Annotated in this window: 1 protein-coding gene; it reads left to right on the top strand. The window is 60.4% G+C overall.

Annotated elements, in window-relative coordinates; translation table 11 throughout:
- On the top strand, positions 1–640 hold a 640-nt coding region (locus HMPREF3175_RS09770; protein WP_141742533.1), incomplete at its 5' end, for a divalent metal cation transporter.
- Positions 641–675: the final 35 nt, after the last annotated feature.

Genomic DNA, 675 nt, shown 5'->3' with positions numbered 1-675 from the left:
ACTCCAGACACACATTCTGACCCTTAACCCCTACATCACATTCTCGGGCGCGCACCGCATGATCGATTCCGGCATCAAAGGCCCCGACGCTGTACGGCAGATCTCCGTGAGCTCGGTGCTCGGCATCATCGTGACCGGCATCCTGCGCGTGCTGTTGTTCCTCGCGATCCTCGGAGTTGTTGCGACCGGCGTGACACTCGCGCAAGACAACACTGCCGCGGACGCGTTCTACCACGCGGCCGGGGAGATCGGCTTACGGATGTTCGGTGTGATCCTGTGGGCGGCCGGCCTCACCTCCGTGATCGGCGCGTCCTACACCTCGGTTTCGTTCATCACTAAGCACGATTCGAGCCCTCGCCTGCGCAACATCCTCACCGTCGCGTTCATCGCGGTCTGCGCGATCGTGTACCTCATCATCAACCAGGCGCCACAGACCCTGCTGATCTTCGCTGGCGCGTTCAACGGCCTGATCCTCCCTATTTCGATGACGGTGTTGCTCTACGCTGCGTGGTTCCGCCGCGATCTGCTCAACGGCTACAAGTACCCGGCGTGGCTGTTGTTGATCGGCGTGTTTTCTTGGCTGCTCACGCTGTTCCTCGGATGGAACTCGCTTGGCGGGCTCGCCAAGCTCTGGGCATAAATAGCGGGTTAAGGGTCAGAATGTGTGTCTGGAGT

The organism is Arthrobacter sp. HMSC08H08, from assembly GCF_001807575.1.
In the GTDB taxonomy this organism is placed as follows: Bacteria; Actinomycetota; Actinomycetes; order Actinomycetales; family Micrococcaceae; genus Pseudoglutamicibacter; species Pseudoglutamicibacter albus.
This window is presented reverse-complemented; position numbering and strand designations above follow the sequence as displayed.